Annotated in this window: 22 protein-coding genes; 4 read left to right on the top strand and 18 right to left on the bottom strand. The window is 66.7% G+C overall.

Features of this window, described 5'->3' with window-relative positions; translation table 11 throughout:
• The 8 genes from QM685_RS15675 to QM685_RS15710 form a co-directional block, all read right to left on the bottom strand.
• The coding region (locus tag QM685_RS15675; protein WP_415117285.1) for a ribokinase at positions 1–686 on the bottom strand (686 nt) is incomplete at its 3' end.
• A gap of 144 nt (positions 687–830) precedes the next feature.
• Positions 831–2,123 (bottom strand): hypothetical protein, encoded by a 1,293-nt coding sequence (locus tag QM685_RS15680; protein ID WP_415117286.1) that lies wholly within the window; start codon positions 2,121–2,123, stop codon positions 831–833.
• An 81-nt stretch (positions 2,124–2,204) separates the two neighbouring features.
• On the bottom strand, positions 2,205–3,248 hold the full coding sequence (locus tag QM685_RS15685) for a LacI family DNA-binding transcriptional regulator (RefSeq protein WP_415117287.1): 1,044 nt from the start codon (positions 3,246–3,248) through the stop codon (positions 2,205–2,207).
• Positions 3,249–3,334: 86 nt separating this feature from the next.
• The gene (locus QM685_RS15690; protein ID WP_415117288.1) at positions 3,335–4,390 is read right to left on the bottom strand and encodes an ABC transporter permease; all 1,056 of its coding nucleotides are present in this window, start codon (positions 4,388–4,390) and stop codon (positions 3,335–3,337) included.
• Entirely contained in the window at positions 4,387–5,982 is a 1,596-nt protein-coding gene (locus tag QM685_RS15695) for a sugar ABC transporter ATP-binding protein (protein WP_415117289.1), read from the bottom strand. The genes QM685_RS15690 and QM685_RS15695 overlap by 4 nt, the downstream gene beginning before the upstream one ends.
• Before the next feature lie 318 nt (positions 5,983–6,300).
• Complete coding sequence (locus QM685_RS15700) at positions 6,301–7,275, bottom strand: sugar ABC transporter substrate-binding protein (RefSeq protein ID WP_415117290.1); 975 nt, start codon at positions 7,273–7,275, stop codon at positions 6,301–6,303.
• A gap of 174 nt (positions 7,276–7,449) precedes the next feature.
• The gene (corA, locus tag QM685_RS15705) at positions 7,450–8,427 is read right to left on the bottom strand and encodes a magnesium/cobalt transporter CorA (protein ID WP_415117291.1); all 978 of its coding nucleotides are present in this window, start codon (positions 8,425–8,427) and stop codon (positions 7,450–7,452) included.
• A gap of 240 nt (positions 8,428–8,667) precedes the next feature.
• A complete protein-coding gene (locus QM685_RS15710) occupies positions 8,668–9,084 on the bottom strand; it encodes a hypothetical protein (RefSeq protein ID WP_415117292.1) in 417 nt (138 codons plus the stop codon).
• A gap of 375 nt (positions 9,085–9,459) precedes the next feature.
• Between QM685_RS15710 and cydX the strand changes: the two genes are divergently transcribed.
• Both cydX and QM685_RS15720 read left to right on the top strand, forming a co-directional pair.
• Positions 9,460–9,618 (top strand): cytochrome bd-I oxidase subunit CydX, encoded by a 159-nt coding sequence (gene cydX, locus QM685_RS15715; RefSeq protein ID WP_415117293.1) that lies wholly within the window; start codon positions 9,460–9,462, stop codon positions 9,616–9,618.
• Positions 9,615–10,193 carry an AAA family ATPase gene (locus QM685_RS15720; RefSeq protein ID WP_415117294.1) on the top strand — a complete coding sequence of 193 codons (579 nt, stop codon included), beginning with the start codon at positions 9,615–9,617 and terminating at the stop codon, positions 10,191–10,193. The genes cydX and QM685_RS15720 overlap by 4 nt, the downstream gene beginning before the upstream one ends.
• Before the next feature lie 65 nt (positions 10,194–10,258).
• Here the strand turns inward: QM685_RS15720 and QM685_RS15725 are convergent, their stop codons facing one another.
• Both QM685_RS15725 and QM685_RS15730 read right to left on the bottom strand, forming a co-directional pair.
• Positions 10,259–11,356 (bottom strand): saccharopine dehydrogenase C-terminal domain-containing protein, encoded by a 1,098-nt coding sequence (locus QM685_RS15725; RefSeq protein WP_415117295.1) that lies wholly within the window; start codon positions 11,354–11,356, stop codon positions 10,259–10,261.
• A 244-nt stretch (positions 11,357–11,600) separates the two neighbouring features.
• Positions 11,601–12,059 carry an Lrp/AsnC family transcriptional regulator gene (locus tag QM685_RS15730; protein WP_233830395.1) on the bottom strand — a complete coding sequence of 153 codons (459 nt, stop codon included), beginning with the start codon at positions 12,057–12,059 and terminating at the stop codon, positions 11,601–11,603.
• A 338-nt stretch (positions 12,060–12,397) separates the two neighbouring features.
• Here QM685_RS15730 and QM685_RS15735 point away from each other — a divergent pair, with 338 nt between their 5' ends.
• Both QM685_RS15735 and QM685_RS15740 read left to right on the top strand, forming a co-directional pair.
• Positions 12,398–12,922 carry a Spy/CpxP family protein refolding chaperone gene (locus QM685_RS15735; RefSeq protein WP_415117296.1) on the top strand — a complete coding sequence of 175 codons (525 nt, stop codon included), beginning with the start codon at positions 12,398–12,400 and terminating at the stop codon, positions 12,920–12,922.
• 229 nt (positions 12,923–13,151) lie between these two features.
• Positions 13,152–13,589: a PGDYG domain-containing protein gene (locus QM685_RS15740; protein WP_415117297.1), complete on the top strand. Its 438-nt coding sequence runs from the start codon at positions 13,152–13,154 to the stop codon at positions 13,587–13,589.
• 45 nt (positions 13,590–13,634) lie between these two features.
• Here the strand turns inward: QM685_RS15740 and QM685_RS15745 are convergent, their stop codons facing one another.
• From QM685_RS15745 to QM685_RS15780, 8 genes are all read right to left on the bottom strand, one after another.
• A complete protein-coding gene (locus tag QM685_RS15745) occupies positions 13,635–14,000 on the bottom strand; it encodes a DUF3022 domain-containing protein (RefSeq protein ID WP_415117298.1) in 366 nt (121 codons plus the stop codon).
• Between the two features lie 136 nt (positions 14,001–14,136).
• Entirely contained in the window at positions 14,137–15,033 is an 897-nt protein-coding gene (locus QM685_RS15750; RefSeq protein ID WP_415117299.1) for a YhfC family intramembrane metalloprotease, read from the bottom strand.
• A gap of 85 nt (positions 15,034–15,118) precedes the next feature.
• Entirely contained in the window at positions 15,119–16,240 is a 1,122-nt protein-coding gene (locus tag QM685_RS15755) for a LacI family DNA-binding transcriptional regulator (RefSeq protein ID WP_415117506.1), read from the bottom strand.
• Positions 16,241–16,274: 34 nt separating this feature from the next.
• Positions 16,275–17,240, bottom strand: a complete 966-nt coding sequence (locus tag QM685_RS15760; protein WP_415117300.1) for a 2-hydroxyacid dehydrogenase — start codon at positions 17,238–17,240, stop codon at positions 16,275–16,277.
• Positions 17,240–18,529, bottom strand: coding sequence for an MFS transporter (locus QM685_RS15765; protein ID WP_415117301.1), 1,290 nt, complete (start codon positions 18,527–18,529; stop codon positions 17,240–17,242). Before QM685_RS15765 ends, QM685_RS15760 begins: the two co-directional genes overlap by 1 nt.
• Positions 18,530–18,736: 207 nt before the next feature.
• Positions 18,737–19,726 carry a sugar kinase gene (locus QM685_RS15770; protein ID WP_415117302.1) on the bottom strand — a complete coding sequence of 330 codons (990 nt, stop codon included), beginning with the start codon at positions 19,724–19,726 and terminating at the stop codon, positions 18,737–18,739.
• A gap of 79 nt (positions 19,727–19,805) precedes the next feature.
• On the bottom strand, positions 19,806–20,612 hold the full coding sequence (locus QM685_RS15775; protein ID WP_415117303.1) for a sugar phosphate isomerase/epimerase: 807 nt from the start codon (positions 20,610–20,612) through the stop codon (positions 19,806–19,808).
• Between the two features lie 168 nt (positions 20,613–20,780).
• Positions 20,781–21,674 (bottom strand): LysR family transcriptional regulator, encoded by an 894-nt coding sequence (locus QM685_RS15780; RefSeq protein ID WP_415117304.1) that lies wholly within the window; start codon positions 21,672–21,674, stop codon positions 20,781–20,783.
• Positions 21,675–21,791: the final 117 nt, after the last annotated feature.

Genomic DNA, 21,791 nt, shown 5'->3' on the forward strand with positions numbered 1-21,791 from the left:
GGCAAAGCGCGAAATGAACGATAAGAGGCCTGTTGCGCGCGCAGCGCCGCGGCGGCCTTCGCCGCGTCGTCGGGCGAATCGACCGGCAGGCCGCTCAGCGCGGCGGCTTCGAGTTCGTTGGGAATCAGATAGTCGATCAGCGGCAGCCAGTCGGCCGGCAAAGGCCCGGTGGCGGGCGCGGGATTGAGGATCACGGTCTTGCCGAGCCGCCGCGCCGCGGTGAGCGCCGCGCGTACCGACGCCGGCGGCGTTTCGAGCTGGCAGATCACGACGTCCGCGGCGGCGAGCGCCGCCTCGTGACGCGCGATCGTCTCGGGCGTCACTTCGCCGTTGCTGCCCGCGACGATCACGATCGTGTTCTGGCTCGCATCGTCGACCACGATCAGCGCGACGCCGCTCGGCTGTGTGCCGGTCTCCAGCGCCGCGCAGTCGATGCCTTCCGCTTCGAGGTCCGCGCGCAACTGCGCGCCGTTCGCGTCGGCGCCGACGCAGCCGAGCATCGACACCCACGCGCCGAGCCGCGCGGCCGCGACCGCCTGGTTGCCGCCCTTGCCGCCCGCGACCTGCGCGAACGTGCGGCCGGCCAGCGTCTCGCCCGGCTGCGGCAGACGCGGCGCGCGCACCACGAGGTCCATGTTCAGACTGCCGACCACCGTCACGCGCGAGCGCGTTTCGTTGTTTGCCACTTACCTGTCCTCCATTGCATGCGGGGGTAGAGATTGCTGTTTCACGCGCTTTCCGGCCATCCCCGCTTGCCGCCCATGCGCGCCCCGTGACGCGTCGGTCGCGCATCCAGTCCAGACATGAGCAAGTCGCCTTGCGACGGGGCGTCAGTTCGAGTCATTGTCGACCTGACATCCAGCCGATTGCAACGCGGCATGTGCGGCTTGAGTCGCCTGCCGGAAGGCCGGATTCTCCGGCGCAAAGCTCGCCTCCTGGTCGGCCCGATCAGCCTTGATTGCCAGGTCTTCGCAGCGCAGCCTGTTGCTCCACGGACTCCCGTCGTTGCGGACGATCACGAAATCCTCCGGATAGCCGCGCAGATACCGGACGGTGAAGACATCGCCGCGATCGGGGTAGCGGGTGGCATTTCGCGACGGATAAACGTTGAAGTCGTCGCTTCTGAACGTGGCTTCGATGACGGCGCCGCCGGAGGGGCGAATCAAAATGTGATAGCCGACGACATTCTGATTGTTATAGACGTCGTTGGTCGGAAACGTACCGGTGACGGTCGCCTGAGCCTGACTGCCGAAGTGATAGATGAGCGCCACGACCCAATCCGGGCCGATGATCACGTTCACCAGCGCGTAACCGGCGATGACGACTGCAAGCCACAGGATCACGAAGCGGCGCTGGCGGATCGCGATCATGCCGATGAGTAACGAGGACAATATCGCGACCGGCACGAATTCGAAACGCCAGTGCGTCAGCCACCACATCACGTGCACGATTGGCACGAACATCGCGCTGCGGGCCGGCAGAAGACGTTCCGGGGGATGCCAGGCATCGGGCGCGACGGCCGGCGACGGCGCATCGTGGACGGCTTTGGCCGGCTCCGGCGGCGCCGGCACATGGGCGCCGCTGCCGGCCAGGGTCAACGCCTCGAAGCGCGCATCCCAGTCGGGAAGACTCGAAACGGACTGCGGCACCGTTGCACGGGCCACCGCGATTTCCACGCCGTGACGCGCCGCCTTCGTGCCCGGCGAAATCTGGATGATTTCGTCGTCCGCGCTGTCGGTCTGGACGCGCTGCGGCGCGTGCGGCGTGACCCCGAAGCCGCGAAGTTCGGTCCGCGCCCGGGCAACGTTCGAAAAATGGTAGAGATCGATCGTCAGCGTCGCATCGGGCGCCGAGTTGGCTGGCGCGCCGGTCTTCAGCGCCGACCAGACGCAGGTGAGCTTGCCGGGCTCGTCGCGGACGGAATCGACCGAGAAGGTTCCGTCCCCGGGCAATGCAATCAACGCATGAACGGCGCGGTTCTGAACATGCCCGCACATATCGCCGGCGGGAACATCCTCCGGTTCGGTCGCGGCCGTCGCCGCAGTCACCCGGGGCAGAAGATTCGAGACCAGCAGCGCCGCAACGATGGCAGCAGCGAAGTGTCGACCGACACTCTTTCGCACGACGGTCCTCCATGCATGCTGTTGCGGTGGATGATTACGACGTTGCTGGAACAACGATCAACGGCAGCCCACGCATGCCCATCACGCGGCCAGATTCCGCCGCCCTTCGCCGGCCCAGGTCGCGGTCGATTCGCGCACGATCAGCCGCGGCGACACGACGCGCCGGCGCGCCGGCGCGCGCACGCTGTTGGCCGCCGAGGCCGCGGCAATGCGCTCGATCAAGGTCTGCGCGGCCATGTCGCCGAGCGCGCGCACCGACTGACCGACCGTCGACAGCGACGGGAACGTGAAGCGCCCGAGCTCGATGTCGTCGAAACCGATGATCGAGCAGTCGCGCGGCACGCTGATATTGCGCTCCGCCGCCGCGCGCAGCGCGCCGATGCCCATCATGTCGTTGCCCGCGAAAATCGCCGATGGCTTGACTGTGTCGAACAGTTGCGCGGCCGCGCGATGCCCGCCCATCCCCGAAAAATCGCTTTCGACGATCGCCTCGGCCGGAATCTCGATGCCGCGCTCGGCCATCGCGCGAATGAAGCCGTGCACGCGCATCGCGCTGACCGCGGTCTGCACCGGCCCGGTGATGCAGCCGATGCGCACGTGTCCGAGCTCGAGCAGATGGCGGGTCGCGAGATACGCGCCCTTTTCGTGATCGATCTGCACGAGGTCCGCGTTGAGCCCCTCGATATTGCGGTCCACCACGACGAGCGGTTCGTGCGCGTCGGCGAGCGTCTGCGCGAGCACCGCGTCGTCGCCGGCGGACGCGACGATCAGCCCGTCGATGCGCTTTTCCTGCAGCACGCGCAGATAGTTGCGCTGCTTCGCGGGGTCATCGTCGGAGTTGCAGAAGAACACGCAGTAACCGTTGCGCGCGCAGCCGTCCTCGATGCCGCGCGCGAGCTCGGCGAAATACGGATTCGTGCTGTTCGGCACCACGAGTCCGATCGTCGCGGTCGCGCGCGCCTTCAGCGAGCGCGCGACCGCCGACGGCACATAGTGCAGTTGACGGATCGCGTGCTCGACTTTCGCGCGCACATCGGCCGACACCGGCCGCGAGTTGTTCACCACGTGCGATACCGTCGTGAACGACACGCCTGCCACGGCTGCTACATCCTTGATCGTCGCCATAACCTGTTATCCCATGCAAAAACCGTTGCGGCCTGTTTTTCCCGCCGGCCGCGGCGCCAGGGCCACACCCGCGCCACACCATTCCATCACGCGCGCTTGCGGCGGCTGCGGTACGTATCGAGCACCACTGCCACCACGATCACCGCGCCGGTAATCATCCGCTTGGTCGGCTCGTTCGCGCCGATCTGCGCGAGTCCCGCCGCCAGCACCGAGATGATCAACACGCCGAAAAACGTGCTGATCACCGACCCTCTGCCGCCCATCAGGCTGGTGCCGCCGATCACGACCGCCGCGATCACCTGCAGCTCCATGCCGACGCCCGCGTTCGGGTCGGCCGCCTCGAGCCGCGAGATCTGGAACAGCGCCGCGAGCCCCGACAGCGCGCCCATCAGCGCGAACACGATCACCTTGTAAGGCCGCGGATTGACGCCCGCGAGCCGCACCGCCTCCTCGTTCGTGCCGATGCCGACGAGGTAGCGGCCAAACACCGTGCGCGTCAGCACCAGTTGCGCGATCACCATCACCGCGACCGCGATCAGGAAGGCCGGCGAGATGCCGAGCGCGATCGGGTTCGACAGGAAGTCGAACGCGTCGCCGATGTAGGCGGTGCGCGAATTGGTCATCTGATACGCGAGGCCGCGCGCCGCTTCGAGTACGCCGAGCGACACGATGAACGACGGAATCCGCCAGCCCACCGTCACCGCGCCGGTCACGGTGCCGGTCAGCGCCGCGACCGCGACGCCGCACAGCGCCGACGGCAACGGCCCCCAGCCCCATTTCAGCGCGGCCACGCTGACCACCGACGCCCCCAGCGCCAGCACCGAGCCCACCGACAGGTCGATCCCCGCGATGATCAGCACGAAGGTCATCCCGACCGACATCACGACGAGGTCCGGAATCTGGTTCGCGATCGTGCTGAACGTGTCGTAGGTCAGAAAGTGCGAACTCAGCAGCGAGAACAGCACGATCATCGCGAGCAGCGCGCCGGCGAGGCCCAGGTAGTTCGAAAAGCCGAGCCGCGTGCCGGCCGGCTTGCCGCTCGCGAGCGGCGCCGACGGGTCGGCGGGCGGCGCGGCTTGCGCTCCACCTTGCTGGCCGCCCGGCTCCCCGCCCGCCGTTTCGCGCCACGATCGATCGGTCATGACAGACTCCCTGCTTCGTTGGCGCTGTGCGTATGCAGCAGCGCGTCGCGGTTGCGATAGCCGGCGAACGCGGCCGCGAGCAGCGCATCCTGGGTCCAGCTCGCGCGCTCGAACACGCCCGTCATGCTGCCCGCGGACATCACGCCGATCCGGTCGCAGATCAGCATCAGCTCGCGCAGATCGCTCGACACCATCACGAGCGCGCATCCGTCGCGGGCGAGCGCGCCCATCAGGCCGTAAATATCGAACTTCGCGCCGACGTCGATGCCGCGCGTCGGTTCGTCGAACAACAGCACGCGGCATTCGCGCGCGAGCCAGCGGCCGATCACGACCTTCTGCTGGTTGCCGCCCGACAGCTCACCGACGATCTGTCCCGGCCCCGAGCTGCGAATCCGCATCGCGTCGATCTGCCGCTGCGCGAGCGCGTTCTCGCGCCGCGCGTCGACGAGGCCGCGCCGCGCGACGCTGCCGAGATTGCCGAGCGACACGTTGGCCGCGATCGGCTGCGGCAGCAACAGGCCTTCGCCCTTGCGGTCCTCGGTGATCAGCGCGATGCCCGCGCGCACCGCGTCGGCCGGCGTGTCGATCCGTACCGGCGTGGGCGGCGCGCCCGGCGTCGCGGCGAGCGACACGCTGCCGCCGTCCTTCCGGTCGGCGCCGTAAATCAGCCGCATCAGCTCGGTGCGGCCCGCGCCGATCAGGCCGCTCACGCCGAAAATCTCGCCCGCGCGCACCTCGAACGACACGTCGCGCACGACCTTGCCGCGCGAGAGCCGGTCGACCTTCAGCAGCGGCGCGCCGATGTTGCGCTCGCCGAGATCGATGTGCTCGCCGAGTTCGCGCCCGACCATCCACGTGACGATCTGGTCGCTCGTCAGGTTCGCCATCGCATCGACGTGCACGAGACGCCCGTCGCGCAGCACCGCGACCTGTTCAGCGACCCGCGCCAGCTCCTCGAGCCGGTGCGAGATATAGACGAGCGCGACGCCGCGCGCCTTCAGCCGTTCGATCTGCTCGAACAGCAGATCGACCTCGCGTGCGGTCAGCATCGCGGTCGGCTCGTCGAGGATCAGCACGCGGCAGTCGCCGATCAGGTTGCGGGCGATCTCGACCATCTGCTGATGACCGATGCCGAGTTCGCCGACCAGCGTGTCCGGATCGATCGCATCGAGCCCGACCTGCGCCATCGCCTCGCGCGCGTTCTCGCGCAGCCGGCGCCGGTCGATCCAGCCGAGGCTGAACGCGCCCGCGCGCGGCAGCCGGTTCAGGAACAGATTCTCGGCCACCGACAGGGTCGGCAGCAGATTGAGCTCCTGCATCACCATGCGCACGCCGAGCGCTTCGGCTTCGGTGCGGCTCGCCGGCACGTACGGCGCGTCGGCGAGACGCATCGTACCGGTGCTCGGCTCGACCAGCCCGCCGATGATCTTCGACAGCGTGCTCTTGCCCGCGCCGTTCTCGCCGGTCAGCGCCAACACCTCGCCGGCGCGCAGCGACAGCGAGACGTCGGCGAGCACCGGCTCGGCATAGGTCTTGCCGATGCCGCTGACGGACAGTACGACGGGCAACGCGTCGTGATCGGTTGAATCCATTGCGATCCTGGTTCCGTGGCGCTCTCGCGGTTCGTCGGGCTTGCCCAACGAATTTGCCCAGCGAACCCGCCTGGCGGCCACGAGTCATGCCGGCTCAATGCGCGAAATGCGCGCGGAATGCGCGGGCGCTCATCGCCGCGCTTCCTCTCACCGCGCGGCCGCCGTCATGACGTTTATCTCTGACATTAACGGCGGCGCGGCGGGTTTCTTGAGCGTTTGTTGAATAAATACGGATCGGCGGGTTGCCGCGCCGCTGCCGCGACGGGTTTTTGGCCCGGCCCGCGGTGCACGCCGGGCGCGCCGCGCCCACTTGTCCGCTTACTTGAGCGTGTCCTTCGTCACGAGGTCGACCGGCGTTTCGACCACGCCCGACAACTGCGACTGCTTCTTGTTTTCGCTCAATGCCTTCAGCGCGGTATCGATGCCGAACACGGCCTGCTTCGCCGCGTACTGGTCGGCGGTGGCGAGCACGCGGCCGTCCTTCAGCATCGGATGGATCGCGTTGATGTTGTCATAGCCGACCACCAGCACCTTGCCCTGCTTGCCGGCCGCGCGCACGGCCGAGACCGCGCCGATCGCCATGTTGTCGTTGCCGGCGAGCAGCGCCTTCAGGTTCGGATACTCGTTGAGCATCGCCGACGCGACCGCGTTGCCCTTGTCGATTTCCCATTCGCCCGATTGCACCGATACGACCTTCGCGCCGACCGTCTGCATCGCCGCCTTGAAGCCCGCGGTGCGCTGCTGCGCGTTGGTGGTGGTTGACACGCCTTCGATGATGCCGACCTCGTCGCCCGACTTCAGCCGCTTCGCGAGGTAGTCGCCGACCTTCTGCGCGCCCTTGGCGTTATCCGGACCGACGAACGGCACGTTCAGGTCCTTCGACTTCAGCACGTCCTGATCGAGCCGGTTGTCGATGTTGACGACGATGATGCCCGCGTCGACCGCCTTCTTCACGACCGGCACGAGCGCTTTCGAATCGGCCGGCGCGAGCACGATCGCATCGACCTTCGAGACGATCATCTGCTCGACGATGCGGATCTGGTTCGCGGTATCGGTTTCGTCCTTGATGCCGTTCGTGATCAGGTCGAACTGGCCGGGGTTGTGTTTCTGATAGTCCTTCGCGCCGTTTTCCATGGTCAGGAAAAACTCGTTGGCGAGCGACTTCATCACGAGCGCGACCTTGGGTTTATGAGCCGGCGCGTTCTGAGCGTACGCGGCGGAAAAAGGCAGGACGGCGGAGGCGGTGGCGAGAACTGCGACGGCAAGCATGCGGCGACGGATCCAATGGCTCATGCGTATCTCCAAGGTTGTCAGGCTCGCGGGCGAGCCGTATTTTTTTGACGCGCAAACGTTTGCGAGGCCTATTCTCGACGCAAGCCTTCTGGAATGTCAACGACTCGCGGTGTTGCACTGCACCGGGTCCCCCTCGCTCAGTCCGTGCGTGGCGAGGTTGCCGCCCGTTGCAAACTACAGCCAGCCGGCCTTGCGAAAGCGCCCGTACAACACGAGATCGATCACCACCATGACCAGCAGAACGACCGGATAGCCGTACTTGAAATGCAGTTCGGGGATCCGCTCGAAGTTCATCCCGTAGATGCCGGCGATCATCGTCGGCACGGCAAACAGCGCCGCGAACGAGCCGAGCCGCTTGGTGATCTCGCTCTCGGCGAGCGAGATCATGCCGAGATTCACCTGCACCGCGGTCACGACGATTTCGCGCCGGCCCTCGATGGTCCGGACGATCCGCTCGAGGTGGTCGTAGACGTCGCGGAAATACGCCTGCATCCCCGCGCAGACGCTCGGAATGCGGCCGCCCGTCAGCTTGCCGACTGCTTCCTGCAGCGGCACGATATGGTGCTGCAGGATCACGAGCCGGCGCTTCATCGAGTACAGATCCTGCACGATCGCGCGCGAGGCCGCCGAATCGTTCTTTTCGAAAATGCGGTCCTCGAGCGCTTCGAGCTCGGTGCTCATCGCCTCGATGACCGGGAAATAACGGTCGACCACGTCGTCGATCAGCGCATACAAAACGAACGCCGAGCCCTCCTTCAGCAGATGCGGCTCGCGCTCGCAGCGCGCGCGCACGTTCTGGAAGCCGGTGCGCGTGCCGCGGCGCACCGACAGCACATAGTTGGCGCCGACGAACACGTCGATCTCGCCGATCGTCAGTTCGCCGTTGTCGTCCATCTCGACCGTATGCATCACGGTGAACAGTGAATCGCCGTATTCCTCGATCTTCGGCCGCTGATGGCCGTATTGCGCGTCCTCGATCGCGAGTTCGTGCAGGTTGAACTCGTCTTTCATCCCCGCGAGCTCTTCGGGGCTCGGATCCTTCAGCGCAACCCAGACGAAGCACTCAGGGCGCGCGACGTAGTCGCTGATGCTGTCGATATCGATGTCAGCGAGCTTCCGGCCGTCCTGGTAGGCGGCGCAATTGATCAGCATGTTCGAGTTACCTTGCAAGCAGAACAGACAGGGCCGCGCTCATGCGCAAGCGTTATGCAATGGTTGCGTAAGCGTTGCATAAGTCGGGCATCCGGCCTGCATTTAACGGATAAGCGCGCGTCGGCACCGGTTGTATGAGCCGCCATGTTAAGGCGCCGCGGGCGCACTGCGCGTATCGAATTGTTAATTATGAGCATCCCGTGTGAACACCCGATGTGAACGACGTGCGCGAACGGCATGCTATTGCGCGACCCGGTGCAGGCCGATGCGGTGATCGTCGTTGAACGTCACCGACGCGCGATTCGTGTAGCGCGGATCGGCCGTCACCATGAAGTTCAGCTCGACGACCGGGTCGAACTGCGTCGACACGCCAATGCGATGCGCGCCGGGCGGCAGATAGAAGACCACGTGCTCGCCGTTCATCAGGTCGGTCACGCGCTCGCCGTCGATATAAACGAGCGCATCGCGAAAACGCACGATCACGTCGCGTGAACGCTCGCGCCGCACGTCGACCGCGACGAGTCCTGGGCCCGCTTGCGTATAGCCGGCTTTGACGATGCGCCCGGCCGGCACCGGCTTGAACGGGACCGGCTCGGCCGGCGCCGACGCGCAGCCGGCGAGCGTGAGTATCGCGAACGCGGTGAATGCGGCAGTCAAGGTGGCGGCCAGGACGCTGACCAGGGTGTCAACCGGGGTGCCAACGGAGGGGGCGGCGGAGGCGAACGCGGAAATCCGGGTGGCCCGGCCGCGGCGAGACAGGCGCATCGGCATGCTGGTTCTCCGGTGTTGTGGCGCGATCGTCCGCTTGACTGCCATGCATGATAGCAACGCGCGCGCGTTCCGCCAGCCAGGTAGTTCAGCCAGGCGCCGCACCGGTTGCCCGCCGGATCGCTCGGGCGAACGCCGCGCCTCTTGCATGGCGCGGCGTTCTTCTTCATGATCGCTGGAAACGGGGCCGCGCCGGCGGCGCGCCGCGTTCGTCCGCCAGCATTTCGACCCGCGCTGCCGCACGCGCGCTCAAGGAGACTTGCGATGTGGTACTTCACCTGGATTCTCGGCGTGGGCGTGGCCTTGGGCTTCGGCATCATCAACGTGATGTGGCTCGAGACCAACGGCAAGTTCGCGCGCGATCCGCAACACCCCGCTGCCCCCGCCTCCCCCGCGCCCGTGGCTGAGGACAAGTCTTCGTGACCTTGCTGGTTTTCTTTTGCGGTCACGCGGGAACCGGCAAGACCACCCTCGCGAAACAGTTGATCGGCCCGTTGATGAAAGCGGCCGGCACCCCCTTCTGCCTGCTCGACAAGGACACGCTGTACGGCGGCTACAGCGCCGCCGCGATGGCGATGCTGACCGGCGACCCCGGCGACCGCGACAGCCCGCTGTTCCTGCAGCATCTGCGCGACCCCGAATATCGCGGTCTCATCGACACCGCGCGCGACAATCTCGAACTCGGCGTGAGCGCGCTCGTGGTCGGACCGCTGTCGCGCGAAGTGCGCGACAGGAAGCTCTTCGATCATCGATGGCTCGGCGTGTCGACGGACGTGACGCCGCGCGTCGTGTGGGTTCATACGTCGGAAGAGACCGCGCGGCAGCGGATCGTCGCGCGCGCGAATCCGAACGACGCCTACAAGCTCGCGCACTGGGACGAATACCGGCAGCGCCGCTTCGTGCCGGACGGCGCGGTCCGCGACGGTCTGCTGATGTTCGACAATACCGCGCCGACGGCCGCGGATTACGATGCGCTGGTCGCGCGAATCGTCGGCTGATGACCGAACGACGCGCAAAAAAATGCCCCGCCAGGCGGGGCATTTCCACTACAGCGTCGAGCCATTCAAACCGTCGCCGCCGCTTCCAGCGACTGCCCTTCGTACAGCTTGCCGAAGCGGTTCGCGAGGAAATCGCCGAGCGACACCTGCTCCTGACGCACGAAACCCTTTTGCGGCAGCTTGCGCTCGCGAAACAGATCGAGCACCGCGCACATCGCGCCGGCGGTGGTGATCTGGATTGCGCTCATCGGCACGCCGCAGACGGTCTTCGCGAAGATCTTGCGGGTGAACACTTCCTGCACGAGCTGACCGTCGCGCATGCCGCTCACCGTGATGAACACCAGCACGACGTCCTGCGCGGTCGACGGCACCGAGCGGCGCATGATCGTCTTCAGCGTATCGCGATCGCTCGACAGGCGCAGGTCTTCGAGCAGGAACTGCATCAGGTTGCGATGCCCCGGATAGCGCACCGACTTGTAGTCGAGCGATTCGACGCGGCCCGACAGTGTTTCGCACAGCGTGCCGAGCCCGCCCGACGTATTGAACGCCTCGTATTCCGTGCCGTCGAGCGAGAAATGCTCGAGGCCTTCGAGCGGCTGCACCCACTGCGTGCGGCCGTCGCGGATTGCTTCGCACGGCTGGCAGTACTCGTTGATCAGACCGTCGACGCTCCACGTCAGGTTGTACTTCAGCGCATTGGTCGGGAACTCGGGCAGCGCGCCGACGCGCATCTTCACGTCGCGGATTTCCGTGAAGCGGTTCGCGAGCTCGTGCGCGGCAATGCCGATGAAGCCCGGCGCCAGACCGCACTGCGGCATGAACGCGTGGTCGGCGTCATCGGCGATCGCGCGGATCGCGTGGGTGGCGCGCACGTCCTCGGTCAGATCGAAGTAATGCACGCCCGCGCCCTTCGCGGCCGACGCGACGTTCACCGCGAGGTAGTACGGCAGCGCGTTGACCAGCACGTCGAAGCCCTGAATCGCGGCGCGCAGCACGGCGGCGTCGGCGGAATCGACGCGGCGCGTCGGAATGCCCTGGGCGGCGAGCTTGTCGAGCGCGTGCTGATCGCGGTCGAACGCGACGACCTCGTAGTCGCCCGTCTCGCGCAGCATATGAGCAATGGTGTGACCGATCAAACCTGCGCCAACGATCGCTACTTTCATGTGCTTCTCCTTGTTATCCGTGTGCCTGTGTCGAGCTTCAGAAGGGCGCCGCGCGTACCGCGCGGCGCCCGCGGGCCGAACCCCTGAGCAACAGTTTAGGGAGAAGTAAAAACGGTTCATACGCGCAAAATGCTGCGATATGACCATGAACTTCGACGTTATGACGAATGCGCCGAACGTTTCGTCGAAATATCGTAAAAAAGGTGTTAACGAATGTGCCGGGGCGGACGGGTCGGGCGCGATCTCACACCGTGCCGCGATCGATCTTGCGCGCGAGAATGATCGACGTCGTGGTGCGCTCGACGCCTTCGAGACCGCCGATCTGATCGAGCAGGTCGTTGAGCCGGTCCGGCGAATCGGCGCGCAGCCACGCCACATAGTCGAACTCGCCGCTCACCGCGCACAGCAGTTGCACCTCGGGCATTTTCGCGAGGCGCTTCTGCACGGCCGGCCCGTACTTCGGCGCGATGATGATGCCGACGTACGCGACGATGCTCGAATCGAGCACGTCCTGGCCGAGCCGCACGCTATAGCCGGCGATCACGTTGCTGCGCTCGAGCCGCGCGATGCGCGCGATCACCGTGGTGCGCGCGACGCCCAACTGGCGCGCGAGATTGGCGACGCTTTCGCGGGCGTTGGCTTGCAGCAGCGCAACGAGGTTGCGGTCGAGGTCGTCGAGCTGATCGAGGCGCGGAGGTCTCATCGAAGGGAAACAAGGTTGGCTGAAGATGTCGCGGATTATCGCGCGACTTCGCGCGCGGCGGCGCGCTGTCGCGACAGTTGATGACAGTCAGGCGGCACATCGTGGAGTGGCCATAAGTTGCCGCAAGCGGAGCGCATCGGCGGGCCGGCGGCCCGTTTCCCTTTCGTTTCGGTTGTAAGCGTTTGTCGCGCTGGAACCATATTGTAGGAATATCGTGTTACTAATAGCGGCGACGGGCGAATACGGCAGCGGCTCGCCGTGCGCCGCTATTCGCTCTCGGCGCGTGGGGACCGTCCGTGCGCGCCTTGTCCCAATACGAACAGACATCAGGAGTTTCGATGAAAAAAGCACTGGTTATGCTGGCTACCGCCGTTTCGATGGGCGGCGCGTTTGCTCAGGCTTCCACGCCCGCGGCGGCGCCGGAAAATACCGCTTCGGCCCCTGCGGCCAAGGCCGGCTATGAGCGCAACGTCGAAGACCGCATCGCCTATCTGCACGCGCAACTGAAGATCACTCCGGCCCAGGAAGCGCAATGGAAGACCTTCGCCGACGTGATGCGCAGCAACGGCGAAACGATGGGCCAGTTGTTCCAGCAGCGCAAGGCGGCCACCAACGTGACCGCGCTCGACGACATGAAGCAGTACGCGGAGATCGCGCAGGCGCATGCAGACGGCATGAAGAAGCTGGTCGATGCATTCGATCCGCTGTATGGCAGCCTGTCGCCGGAGCAGAAGAAGCTCGCCGATGCGACGTTCCATCGGGGCGGCCCCGAAGGCCCCCACCACCATCGCGGCCATCACGGCAAGGGCAAGAGCAGCAAGCCGGCAGCCGAGCCGGCTAGCGACGCAACCGTGAAGCCGTAACGAAAGCGCGCCCGCGGCGCGGGTTGCCGCGTTGCGGGCGTGGCTGCTTCGGTGTCGGGTGTTGCGGGCTGGAAGGCGGTATGCGCGCGCGGGCGCAGTGCGGTGCTCGCGCGTGCCGGGCGTGTATGTCGGGCCCCCGCTCGGCCCATTCGTCTGGCATGATTCGGGGCGCGGACGCACAATGGATCTACAGCAACGCCACGCCCCCCTCCAACCACCCTCCCGCTTCATGACCGAACTCAGGAATCTCGATCTGCGTGACGATCCGCACGCGCAACGCGTCGTCAAGGACGAAACGGTAAGCGTCGAATTCGCCGCCGCCGAAGGCCAGTTGATGAGCCTCGAAGGCCCGAACCGCTACGTGCACGGCGACGCGCTGATCACCGGTTCGACCGGCGAGCGCTGGGTCGTGTCGCGTGGGCGCTTCGACGCCAAATACGTGCCCGCCAACGCCGCCGTCGCTCACGGCGAACCGGGCACCTATCGTAATCGCCCGGCCGTCGTGCTCGCTCGCCAGATGAACGAAGCGTTCTCGCTCGCGCGCTCCGCGGACGGCGGCGACGTGCTGCACGGCGCGGCCGGAGACTGGGTCATGCAATACGCGCCGGGCGACTACGGCGTCGTGCAGGCCGCGCGCTTCGCGAAGGTCTACCGGCGCGCGGACTGAGGGGCCTCGGTCCGCTTCAAGCCATTTAAGTCCGCCATACAGGCATCAGGCGAACTCGTCGCCGAGATCGACCGTGACCTCGCGCGGCACCGCTTCGCCGTTCGCATACATTTCCTCGAGCGAGCCGAGGCTCGCTTCGACATACGCGCGCAACACCGCGAAGCTGCGTCCGCGCAACCGGGCCGGCAATGCGCGATAGCGCGCGAGCGCCGCCGGCGCGATCGCGACCGTCATCACGATGCGGCGCGCGGTCGAGCCGAAGCGCATCGCGACCCAGTGAATCGTCAGCGCGGGTGTGCCGTCTTCGGCCGCGCGCTCGGTGAACTGCGTCTGCTCGGGAAACAGATCGCTGATGACGCGCGCGAGCTCGTCGAACTCAGGGTGCGCGCAGTCGTATTGGTATGCTTCCATGAAGGCCGCCGGAAAATGGGGATCCTGAAGGGGGTCCTGAAACGTAGGCGCATTTTAGAGAAAGGCTTGCGGGATAGCGAGGCAGGTGAGCCCGGTCCGGACCCGACACGGACCCGCTCCGCGCCCGATGCCTACCTCACGCCGCGGCCGGCCGCCTGTAAGTCCGCATCAGCCATCCCGCGACGAACACCGCCGCCACCGCATATATCGTATCGACCGCCTCGAGCGGCAGAAGCCGTGCCTGCGACATCGCGGCGGGCACGTCGATCAACGCGTGCAGCACGATCGCGAGCGGCAGGATGCCGCGCGAGCCGGCCCGCACGCCGCGCCACATCAGCACCGACAAACCGATCTGGAACACCAGCGCCGCCACGCGCTCGAGCGCGAAGATGCCGGCCAGTTGCGGCGTCAGGCTCGCGAGAATCAGATGCACGCGCATCACCGATTCGCCCGGCAGGTTGCCGAGGTAATCGTCGAGCCGGCCGCGGTTTTCGAGGATCGCGAACACGATCCACTGGAGCTGCACGAGCACGCCGACCATCCATGCTTCCGCGCCACCGTGGCCGAGACCGTAACCGAGCGCGGCACCATCGTCGGCGCGCAACGCGGCGGTACGCGCATCGGCGTAGGCGCGCGTGCCGCTCGTGCCGGCGTCAGCGCCGGCCTCCGGCTTGACGCTGGCCCTCGCGCCCCGGTTCGCCGCCGGGCGCGCCATCGCCCGCTTTATGAGCAACCGCATGCCGAGGAACCGCCCCACTTCCTCGCAGACGCCCGCGGCCAGCGCGCCGTAGACGACGAACGCGAGCGGATGCGACAGGAACGCTGCCGTCGCGTCGTTGCCGCGCAGCAGGTAGTCGTGCAGCGCGCGCTCGATCACCATCGCGAACAGCGCGAACACCGCGACGCCGGCGATCGCGTCGCGCGGCCTGAGCGCGAGCGGCTGACGTAACTGGCGATAGATCAGGAACGGTAAAGCGGCGACGACGAGCGTGGCGAGCACGAGGCTCGCAAGCGTAAGTGGTGCGACGAGCATGAGTTTCCTTGCCGGGTTTTCCGGCGATCACCGGCGCGCAACCGCTGCGCGCCGCAGCCCCGAATGATCGCAGATTGAACGCGGATCAGCGCGAAGTCGATGCACGCACGATCAGTTCGCCAGCCAGCAGGCAGTCGCGCGCGTCCGTCTGCGCGCCCTCGATGCGCTCGTACAGGAATTCGACCGCGCGATAGCCGATCTCGTAAGTCGGCTGACGGATCGTCGTGATGCCGGCGAGTTCGGCCCAGTCGGGGTCGTCGATGGAAAGCAGCGCGACGCGGGTTTGCCAGTGCGCGCCATAACGCGCTTTCAGATGCAGCGCGAGACACAGCGCGACCGGCGCATTGGCCGCGAATAGCGCGACGCGGGCGGGGGCGCCGGGCGTGTCCGCGCCGCGTTCACCACGACCGCCGGAGCCATCGCTAGCGCCGCTGCTTACCGCATCGATCGCGCGGTCCAGCCCGGCGAGGCTGCGCTCGACGTCGGCCGCATCCGCGAGATTCAGCACCAGCGTATGGCCGCGCGCGTGACCGCTCACGCCGCGATGCGCGCGCATCGCGTGATCGAACGCCTGCACCCGCAGTTGCCGCGAGCTGACCCGCTCGAACGGCTGAACGACGAACCAGATATGCTCGAAGCCCTGCTCGAGCAGATGCCGCGTGCCGAGTCCGGCGGCGGCGCGATTGTCGAGCCCGACCATATCGGCGACGAGCCCTTCGACCTGCCGATCGACGAGCACCGCCGGAATCCCGCCGCCGCCGACCGGCCGCAGCGTTTCCTCGCGCACGCCGAGCGCGTTGACGATCACGCCTTCCACGCGGTACGTCGTCAGCAGTTGCAGATAGCGCCGCTCCATCTCCACTTCGTTCGCCGCATGGCAGATCAGCGGCATCAGGCCGAGCGCGTGACACGCGGCCTCGACGCCTTGCAGCACTTCGACCGAATACGGATTGGTCAGATCGGCGACCAGCATGCCGATCAGCCGGTTACGGCCGCGCTTCAGGCCGCGCGCCATCTGGTTCGGCTGATAGTCGAGCCGCGCGATCGCGGCCTCGATGCGCGCGCGCAGCTCGGGCGACAGCACGCTCATCTCGCCGTTCAGATAGCGCGAGATGCTGGTCTTGCCGGTGCCGGCTTCGCGCGCGACATCGGTGATCGTCGCGCGGCGCGGCGCGGCGGGTGGCGTGCCTGGTGGCGTCGTGCTCATCGGCTCATCGCTCATGCCAGCGCCTCGTGCCGCGTCACTTTTTCAGAACGTCACGATTGACGATGTTGGTCGTCAGCGTGCCGTCGAGCGCGGCGACCAGATTCTCCGCCGCATTGCGTGCCATCGCATGACGGGTCTCATGCGTGGCCGAACCGATATGCGGCAGCGCGACCACGTTCGGCATTTTCAAGAGAGGCGAGTCGGCCGGCAGCGGTTCGGTGTCGAACACGTCGAGGCCCGCGCCATGAATCGTGCCGTTTTGCAGCGCCTCGATCAGCGCCGGCTCGTCGACGGTCGCGCCGCGCGACGCGTTGATCAGGATCGCGCTCTTCTTCATCGCGCGCAGCTCGGCCGCGCCGATCATATGCTTCGTCTGCGGCGTGAGCGGCACTTGCAGACAGACGAAGTCCGCGCTCGCCAGCAGTTCGGGCAACTCGACGCGCCGCGCGCGATAGGCCTGTTCAGCGTGCGGATTGGCATGACGGTTCGTGTACAGCACCTTCATGTTGAAACCGAGCGCCGCGCGCCGCGCGACCGCGCCGCCGATTCGCCCCAGCCCGACGATGCCGAGCGTCTTGCCCTGCACGTCGAGCCCGAATTGCGCGGGCCCGATGCTCGCGCGCCACCGTCCCGCCTTGACCCACTCGGCCAGCTCGACCACGCGGCGCGCGGACGCGAGGATCAGCGAGAACACGGTGTCGGCGGTCGATTCGGTCAGCACGTCCGGCGTATGCGCGAGCACGATGCCGCGGCGCGTGAGGTCGTCGACGTCGAACTGGTCGTAGCCGACCGAGATCGTCGACAACGCCTTGAGCCGGCTCACGCCTTCGAGCATCGCCGGCGTGATCTTCACGCTCGCGCCGATGCCGCCATCGGCATCGCGCAGCGCGGCGACGAACGTATCGTGCCGCGCGGGATCGACCTGCACGACCTGCACATGCTGTTGCAGATACGCGAGCACATCCTCGGGCAGCGACTTCCAGGCGACGATCTTCTTCATCAGCTTATTTTCCTTGCGACGGGGGAGCGAGCGGGGTCACGTCGTTCGGCGGCGGCCGGCTTGACGGCGAGCGTCAGGATCACCGCGGCGACGAGCGCCACGCTCATGAATGCATACGATGCCGCCGGCGATCCGGTTGCGCCGTTCAGATAGCCGACCACGTACGAGCCGACGAACGAACCCAACGCGCCCATGCTGTTGATCAGCGCCATCGCGCCGCCCGCGACGTTCTTCGGCAGCAGCTCCGGCACGATCGCGAAAAACGGGCCATACGGCGCGTACATCGCGGCGCCCGCGATCACGAGCAGCGCATACGAGAACCAGAAGTGCGACGAGCCGAGCGCGTACGACGCCGCGAACGCGACCGCGCCGATCAGCAGGAACGGCCACACGAACACCTTGCGGCGGTTGAGTTTATCCGATGCCCACGAAGCTGCAAGCATCGCGATCGTCGCGGCCAGATACGGCAGCGCCGACAGCCAGCCGGTCTCGACCATGCCGAGCGACGAGCCGTTCTTCAGGATCGACGGCAGCCACAGCACGAAGCCGTACACGCCGATGCTCCAGCAGAAATACTGCGCGCTCAGCTTGACGACGGCCGGCGTGCGGAAGGCCTCGCCGTAATTGCGCACCGGCTTGATCGCGGCCTGCTCGGCGCGCAGCGTCTGCGCGAGGTCGTCCTTTTCCTGCTGCGTGAGCCACGACACCTGCTCGGGCTTGTCCTTGACGAGGAACCACCAGCAGATCGCCCAGATGATCGCGGGCGCGCCCTCGGCGATGAACATCTCGCGCCAGCCGAACGAATGCACGAGATAGCCGGACACGACCGACATCCACAGCACCGTGACCGGATTGCCGAGAATCAGGAACGTGTTCGCACGCGAACGCTCGCGCTTCGTGAACCAGTTGCTGATGAAGATCAGCATCGCCGGCATCACCGCGGCTTCGACGACGCCGAGCACGAAGCGGATCACCATCAGCGACGGGATATTGCTGACCATGCCGGTGAGCGCGGCGCAGCCGCCCCACAGGATCAGGCTCCAGAACACGAGCTTCTTCACGCTGCGGCGCTCGGCGTAGATCGCGCCCGGAATCTGGAAGAAGAAATAGCCGAGGAAAAACAGCGCCCCGATCAGCGACGCGAGCCCCTTGCTGATGCCGAGGTCCTGGTTGATGCCGGCTGCCGACGCAAAGCCGAAGTTCGCGCGATCCAGATACGCGAGGCTGTAGGTGATGAACACGATCGGCATGATCGTCCACCAGCGGCGAATCGCAAGCGATGAGGTCATGGGTGTCTCCTTTTACGGCGTCCCGAAACAATGATGAAAAAGGGTGGGCGCGCTGCGGGCGCTCCTGTTGTTGTCGATGGCTGCTGCCGATGCGGCCGGCGGAGTGGCAGTCGTTGCGCTTGCGACGCGTTCGTCGCTCCGTTCGGGCCACATCCGGTGTGGATTCAACTCAAACTCAACTTCGGCTCAACTTCGGCTCGACTCACGTCACGCCGAGGCCGCGCTCGCGACGCCCGGCACCTCGGCCAGTTCGAGCGCATCGAGTTCGGCGCGGCTCGGCAATCCCTCCGAATCGCCGATCACCTGGATCGCGAGCGCGCCGATCCGGTTGCCGCGCGCGACGGCTTGCGCGAGCGTGCGGCCTTCGAGCAGCGCGCTGATGACGCCGACCGCGAAGCCATCGCCCGCGCCCACCGTATCGACCACGTTCGCGACCGGCTGGCCGGCGATCACGGCGGCATCGGCCGCGGTGCGGTAGTACGCGCCCTGCGCGCCGAGCTTGACGATCACGCCGCGCGCGCCGCGCTCCAGATAAAACTTCGCGATGTCCTCCGGCTGCGTATAGCCGGTCAGGATCTCGCCCTCGCCGATGCCGGGCAGCACCCAGTCGGCCAGCGCGGCGAGTGCGTTCAATCCTTCGACCATCGCCGCGCGCGACGGCCATAGCGTCGGGCGCAGATTCGGGTCGAACGAGATCGTCTTGCCCGCTGCATGCATTTCGCGCGCCAGATGGAACGCCAGTTCGCGCGAGCTCGCCGAAATCGCCGGCGCGACGCCGGTCAGATGCAGATGACGCGCGGACAGCACGTAATCGGCGACGTAATCGTCGAGCGACAGATGGCTCGCCGCCGAGCCCTTGCGAAAATATTCGACCGCCGGATCGCTGCCGTCGTCGTTTTTCGACTTCAACTGGAAGCCGGTCGGATAGCGGGTGTCGGTGCTCACGCAGCGCTGGTCGATGCCCTCTTTCGTCAGCGTGTCGCGCACGTACCGGCCGAACGAATCGTCGCCGACGCGGCTCATCCAGCCCACCCTGAAGCCGAGTCGGGACAGGCCGATCGCGACGTTCAGATCGGCGCCGGCGACGCGCTTCGTGAAGTGCCCGACGCCCGCGAGCGGGCCGGCTTCGGCGGCGACGAACATCGCCATCGCTTCGCCGTAGGTGATGACGTCGAGGGCTGGGTGCGGGTGAGTCATGTGGGGGCTCCTGGGTGGCGCTTCGGGTCGTGCTTCTGGTGCGGGGGCTGCGGGTTGTTTCGTGTGCCGGACCGGCGATTCACGCACGGCTCGCCGCCGCCTGAATCCGTGCGAGCCAGTGGACGTAATGCGCGGCATCCGCGTCGATCCGGCTCGCGTCGAACGGAAACTCGATGCCGCGCGGCACATCGCGCGGCAGGCGCTCGAGCACCGCGCGAAAGGATGCGTCATCCTCGGCCGGCGCGACGGGGAAGCGCCGCGCGCCCTCGCCCGCGGCCGTCTTGCAGTGGATGTATTCGACGTGCGGCGCGAGCCGCGCGGCCGCCTCGAGCGGCGCCACGTCGAGCCATGCCCAGTTGCCGATGTCGAAGGTCATCCCGAGCACGCCGGCGTGGCCTTCGCGCGCGAGCGCGTCGAACAGACCGACGAACTGCGCGGGCGAGCCGCCCTCGGCCAGTTGCCCGTTTTCGACGACGAGCCGGGGATGCGCGCCGCGCGTCCCTTCTGCCAACTGCGCGGCAAGCGCGGCACCCTCGGCATTCCTGGCGAAGCCGCCCAACTGCAGCTTGACGAAGCGCGCGCCCAGCGCAGCCGCTTCGCCGAGCGCGAGACGCAGCGCGTCGCTATCGAGCCGGCCTTGCGGGGTGTACAGCGCCGCCGGGGTCGAGAACACCGACCACAGCCCGAGATCGGCCAGCGCCGCGCCCAGCGAACGCAGCCGTTGCAGGCCGGCGTCCGCGTCGCTCGCGAACAGCTCGCGGCGCACTTCGAAACCCGCCGCGCCGGCCCGCTTCGCCGCTTGCGCCCACTTCAGATGACCGTCCGCGCGTACCGCGTCCATCCCGAACGCGCTGGCGACGATTGCGATCTCCACTGCATCAACCATGTCGAATCCGCCCATTTCAGCTGTGAAATTCGCTTTTGGAACCGGTTCCAAAAGCGTTTCGAAAAAAAGCGCCGAGGCGCTTCCGATGCGCGAATAGTGCGCGGGGGCGCCGCCGCGCGCCATAGAGGAAATCCCCAGGCAAAGCAGGCATGCGAGCACAAACGCGACTTACTCGCCCTCTTGCGCCAGACACAGCGCGACAAACTGCTCGACCACCCGCGACGGCGCGCTCGCGTGCGGCACGAGAATCGACAGCCGGCGCGTCAGCGGCGCCGGGCTCAGCGACAGCAAACGCAACGCGCCGTTCTCATGCCGCATCGACATCGCCGACACGAAGCCCACGCCCATGCCGGCCCGCACAGCTTCCTTCACCCCTTCGACGCCGGCGATCTCCAGCGCCACGCGCATCGGCACGCCGGCGCGCGCGAACTCGCGCTCGACGGTCTGCCGCACGCCCGAGCCCTCCTCGCGCAGCACCAGCGGATACGCGCCGAAGGCCGCGAGGCCGATGCGCCCGTCGCCGGCCTGCTGCGCGAGCGGATGCGCGCGCGGCATGATCGCGACGATTTCGTCCTCGCGCCACGCATGCACCGCGGTGTCCGGCGGCAGATCGTCGCCGGGCGGCCCCTCGACCATTGCGATATCGACCGCGCCGAGCGCGCCGACGATCTCGGTCGTGTTGCCGTCGGCGGTATGCACGGTCACGTGCGGATAGCGGCGATGGAATTCGGCGATCAGATATGGCAGCAGATAACTCGCCGGCGTCGTGCTCGCGCCGATCCGCAACGTGCCCTGCTCGAGGCCGCGCAGCGCGTCGCGGTACGCATGCGCCTGCCGCCAGGTGTCGCGCAACCGAGCCGCATAGCTCGCCAGTTGCTCGCCGGCCGGCGTCAGACGCACGCCGCGGCCATCGCGCTGATACAGCGGCTCGCCGAATTCATCCTGCAACTGCCGCAACTGGCCCGACACCGCCGGCTGCGACAGATACAGCGCCACCGCCGCCCGGCTGATGTTGCGATGCTCGGCGACGGCGGCGAACGTTATAAGTTGATCCGGGGTCATCTCGTTGAAATATCTGCTGAACTGATACTTTACATTCTAAATCATGATTTCTCATAACGTTATATCTAATTTAGGATTAGCCCCGTTGAAGCCACTCAAGCCAGTCAGTCAGCCAGG

This window comes from Paraburkholderia sp. (assembly GCF_047605525.1).
Classification (GTDB): domain Bacteria; phylum Pseudomonadota; class Gammaproteobacteria; order Burkholderiales; family Burkholderiaceae; genus Paraburkholderia.